Source organism: Stenotrophomonas sp. HMWF003 (genome assembly GCF_003061285.1).
Lineage (GTDB): Bacteria > Pseudomonadota > Gammaproteobacteria > Xanthomonadales > Xanthomonadaceae > Stenotrophomonas > Stenotrophomonas maltophilia_AP.
On sequence record NZ_QAIW01000068.1, the window covers coordinates 1 to 4,077 of the forward strand.

The 4,077-nt window shown below is 66.8% G+C and carries 4 protein-coding genes; 2 read left to right on the forward strand and 2 right to left on the reverse strand.

Annotated features, from left to right (window positions below; translation table 11 throughout):
- Both DBR34_RS02615 and DBR34_RS02620 read right to left on the reverse strand, forming a co-directional pair.
- Nucleotides 1-560: hypothetical protein (locus DBR34_RS02615; protein WP_219928199.1), on the reverse strand; the 560-nt coding region annotated here is incomplete at its 3' end.
- 108 nt (nucleotides 561-668) lie between these two features.
- Nucleotides 669-2,009 carry an MFS transporter gene (locus DBR34_RS02620; RefSeq protein ID WP_128095576.1) on the reverse strand — a complete coding sequence of 447 codons (1,341 nt, stop codon included), beginning with the start codon at nucleotides 2,007-2,009 and terminating at the stop codon, nucleotides 669-671.
- Nucleotides 2,010-2,192: 183 nt separating this feature from the next.
- Between DBR34_RS02620 and yedA the strand changes: the two genes are divergently transcribed.
- Nucleotides 2,193-3,092 (forward strand): drug/metabolite exporter YedA, encoded by a 900-nt coding sequence (yedA, locus tag DBR34_RS02625; protein ID WP_128095577.1) that lies wholly within the window; start codon nucleotides 2,193-2,195, stop codon nucleotides 3,090-3,092.
- The gene (gene rarD, locus DBR34_RS02630; protein ID WP_128095578.1) at nucleotides 3,089-3,994 is read left to right on the forward strand and encodes an EamA family transporter RarD; all 906 of its coding nucleotides are present in this window, start codon (nucleotides 3,089-3,091) and stop codon (nucleotides 3,992-3,994) included. The genes yedA and rarD overlap by 4 nt, the downstream gene beginning before the upstream one ends.
- Nucleotides 3,995-4,077 lie beyond the last annotated feature (83 nt).

Below are 4,077 nucleotides of genomic sequence, written 5' to 3' on the forward strand. Positions count from 1 at the left end.
GGCCCTCGGGTGGGCGCCAGCAGGACCCACCCGAGGGCCACCAGACCGACGGCAATGCCTACCTGGATGCACTGCTGCACGGTGAAAGCGGCCGGTGACAGTTCGTACCAGAGCCAACGCGGCCGCCCACGCCCGGTGCCCAGGGCGACCCCGCGATACACCGCCAGCGCGGTCCCAAGCAGTATCAAGACCGACAGGCTGTGCACCGCCACCAAGGCATACATCCACGCATGCCCGTGATGCTTCCAGCGCCACTGCCGGAACAGGGCGACTGCACACAGCAGCGCTGCGCCCGCTGTGAGCCAGACCAGGACGCGCTGCACGGGTTTCACCCAAGGCCGCAAGGGTCGGTCACGCTGCTCCAATCGTTGGCAGGCCAGCGCATGCGCCTGCTGCTCCAGCGCGGTAGGCGCGCGGGCCACGCTGCTGGGGTGGCGGTCGGGCACCGGCTGCCCGGCGCGACATTCGCGCGCACCGCCCACGGCCGGGAGCAACAGCCCCAGCCCGATCAACATCCACAGGATCCATCCCCGCACCGCCACGTCCCTCTGCTGCGTCATCCAATGCCCCACGCCGCATCATCGGCGCAGGGTCACCAGGAAGGGTACGCGATCGGCCAGCCGTGATTGAAGCGCGGGCCGCGTGTGCGGCCCGCCACGGACAACGGCTTACGGCTGGGTGCGGGTGCCGTCCAGCCAGTTGGGGCCCTTGTTCTTCAGGAAGAACACGTACACCACCAGCGATACCGCGATGATCGCGGTGACATACCAGGCGAACTGGCCCACCCGATCGCTGCTCTTGGCCGCCTGGTACAGCAGGGGCGCGGTGCCGCCGAACAGCGAGTTGGCCATGGCATAGCCGAAGCCCACGCCCAGTGCACGCACGTGGGTGGGGAACAGCTCGGCCTTCACCACCGCGTTGATCGAGGTGTAGCCGGTCAGGATCACAAAGCCGATCGCCAGGATCACGAAGGCCATCAGCGGATCCTGCTGCTGGGGCAGCGCCGTGATCAGGTAGTGGCTGTACAGCACACCGCCTACGCCGAAGAACACCAGCAGGCTTTTGCGGCCGACGATGTCGGACAACCAGCCGCCAATGGGCTGCAGCACCATCAGGAAGGTCAGTACGCCCAGGTTGATCAGCGTACCGGTCATCACGTCGGTGCCGGCGAAGGCGCTCTGGATCATCTTCGGCCCGTTCACCGAGTAGGTGTAGAAGGCCACGGTGCCACCGGCGGTGATCAGGAAGCACAGCAGCAGCGGACGCCACTGGTGCACGAACAGCTCGTACATCGAGCCGGACGCCTTGGCCCGCCCTTCCTTGGCCGCTTCGATGGAATCCTCGCCCAGCGATTCGTCCATGCTGCGGCGCAGCCAGAACACCACGATGGCGGCGATGCCGCCGATGCCGAAGGCGATGCGCCAGCCCCATTCGGAAATCTGCGGCTTGTCCCAGAAGGTGAGCATGCCCAGCAGGGTCAGCTGCGCCAGGACGTGGCCGCCCACCAGGGTGACGTAGTGGAACGAAGACAGGAACCCGCGCCGGCCGGGAATGGCCGCCTCGGACATGTAGGTGGCGCTGGTGCCGTATTCACCGCCGGTGGCAAAGCCCTGCAGCAGGCGCGCGAACAGCAGGATCACCGCCGCCCAGATGCCGATCTGCGAGGCGGTGGGGGTGATCGCGATGAGGAACGAACAGCCGGCCATCACCGTGACCGAGACCGTCAGCGCCAGGCGCCGGCCGTAGCGGTCGGCGAAGCGGCCGAAGTACCAGGCGCCGATGGGGCGCATCAGGAAGGTGGCGGCGAAGATCGCCCAGACGTACATCGTGGAGTTCTTGTCGGCGGCCGAGAAGAACTGCGATTCGAAATACACCGCGAACACGGAGTAGACGTAGACGTCATACCACTCGACGAGATTGCCGGCCGAGCCTTTGAGGGTGTTGGAGATCGAGCGCCGCAGCGCGGCCCGCTCGGGGTGTGCCACGGCGGCGGGGGAGGGAGTACTCATGCAGGGAGGGTGTCCTGGCTGGGAAACGATGGTGCGTCACCCTTGTTACCCTACCGCACGTCAACGACAGGTGCCCGACACCGGCGCCCCGGCAGGCCAAAGCAGACACAGCTTGCCGTTTTACTTCGTGAACCGGGCAGCGCAGTGGCCTAGAATCCGGGTTCCCCCGGATGGTGGTGTGCCATGTCTTCGCCCGAACCCTCAGCGGCTGCTCCCCGGAGCGGCCTTGTCGTACTGGCCCTGTTGCTGGTGTACGTGGTCTGGGGGTCCACCTACCTGGGTATCCGGCTGGCGCTGGAGGGCGGCGCCCTGCCGCTGACGATGGTGTCCGGTGCCCGGTTCATCATCGCCGGTTCGCTGATGTACGCGGTGCTGCGCTGGCGCGGGATGGCCGCGCCGACCCGCCGCCAGTGGCGCAACCTGGCGATCATGGGCCTGACCATGCTGGTGCTGGGCAACGGCATGGTGGTGCTGGCCGAGCGCACGGTGTCGTCGGGCCTGGCCGCCACGGCGGTGGCCTCGGTGCCGTTGTGGATGGCGCTGTTCGGGGCGATGCGCGGTACCCATGCCAGCCGCGGCGAGTGGCTGGGCATTGCGATCGGGTTCCTTGGCGTGGTCTGGCTCAACGCCGGCAGCAGCCTGACGGCCTCGCCGCAGGGGCTGATCCTGCTGCTGATCGCGCCGATCGGCTGGGCCTTCGGTTCGGTCTGGGCGCGCGGGCTGGACCTGCCCAACCCGTTCATGACGGCCGCGGGGCAGATGCTGTGCGGCGGGGTGATGCTGGTGGCGCTGGGCGTGGCCACGGGCGAGCGGCCGACGACGTGGCCGAGCATCAACGGTCTGTTGGCGGTGGCCTACCTGTGCATGTTCGGTTCGATCGTGGCGTTCACGGCCTATGTGTGGCTGCTGCACAACGTGCGCCCGGCCCTGGCGGCCAGCTATGCGTATGTGAATCCGGTGATCGCGGTGATGCTGGGCGCGTTGATCGGCCACGAGCGTTTTGGGCTGCATGACATCGCGGCGATGGTGGTGATTCTGGTCGGCGTGCTGGTGCTGACGCTGGCCCGGACGCGCGCGAAATGAGCGCCCTGCCGCAGCACAGTCTGCAGGAGCAACGGCGCGGTCTGGCGATCACGGCGTTTACGTTCACGCTGTGGGGGTTGGTGCCGGTCTACTGGCACCTGCTGCAGGCGGTGCCGTCGCAGCAGATCATCGCGCACCGGATCATCTGGAGCACGGTGCTGGTGGTGGCCTGGCTGCTGCTGAGCGCGGGGACGGGCTGGTGGAAGCAGATTGCGGCGCAGAAGCGGGCGCTGCCGACGCTGGCGCTGAGCAGCGTGGCCATTGCGTTCAACTGGGGGCTGTACATCTGGGCGATCAATGCGGGGCACGTGATCGAGACGAGCCTGGGGTACTTCATCAATCCGCTGGTGAGCGTGGTGCTGGGGGTGGTGGTGCTGAAGGAGCGGCTGCGCGGGTTGCAGTGGCTGGCGGTGGGCTGCGCGGCGTTGGGGGTGGCGTGGCTGACCTACGATGCGGGCACGCCGCCGTGGATTGCGTTGGGGCTGGCGTGTTCGTTCGGGCTGTATGGGTTGTTGCGGAAGCTGATTTCGGTGGACCCGGTGGCGGGGTTGGGGGTGGAGAGTCTGTATCTGTTCCTGCCGGCGATCGGGTTTGCGGTGTGGAGCGAGAACGGGCACGGCGGCGGGTTCTTCAGTGGCTGGGGCTGGAAGAACGATGCGCTGCTGATTCTGGGCGGTGCGGTGACGGCGCTGCCGTTGATCGGGTTTGCCTACGGGGTGAAGCGGATTCCGCTGTCGCTGGTGGGGATTCTGCAGTACATCGCGCCGAGCCTGGGGTTGTTGCTGGGGGTGTTCTTCTTCCGCGAGCCGTTTGATACGGCAAAGGCGATCGGGTTTGCGGCGATCTGGACCGGGCTGTTGCTGTTTATCGGTGACAGTTTGTGGCGGTCGCGGCGGGGGTAAGGTTTTTTTTTTTGAAGCTTGAAGAGCGCAAAGCGCAGAGCGCAAAGCGCAAAGCGCAAAGCGCAAAGCGCAAAGCGCAAAGC